Below are 242 nucleotides of genomic sequence, written 5' to 3'. Positions count from 1 at the left end.
CGGACTGCGGGCCGTCTCCGACGCCGACGTACGCCGCGAGCGGGCGCTGGCCGCGAAGGAGGAGCACCTGCGTGGCACCGGCCACCCGTCCGCCGTCGAGCTCGACCGGGTCGCGGCCGCCCCCGGTGCCGGCCGCTCGGCGCTGGCCGAGCTGCAGGAGGCCGGCGTGGCCGCGGACCACGCGCTGGCCCGGCTCGGCGCCGCCGCGGACCTGCTCGCCTCGGCGCGGAGCTGGTCGACGG

1 protein-coding gene is annotated in these 242 nt (G+C 81.4%); it reads left to right on the top strand.

All coding sequences use genetic code 11. The features are described from left to right. A partial coding sequence (locus QWY28_RS23815; protein WP_300955377.1) for a hypothetical protein occupies positions 1-242 on the top strand: 242 nt, incomplete at both ends.

Origin of the sequence: Nocardioides oceani, assembly GCF_030412965.1 — a bacterium.
Taxonomy (GTDB): domain Bacteria; phylum Actinomycetota; class Actinomycetes; order Propionibacteriales; family Nocardioidaceae; genus Nocardioides; species Nocardioides oceani.
Note: the sequence above shows the minus strand (reverse complement) of the source record. Positions and strands in the feature narration are given on the sequence as shown.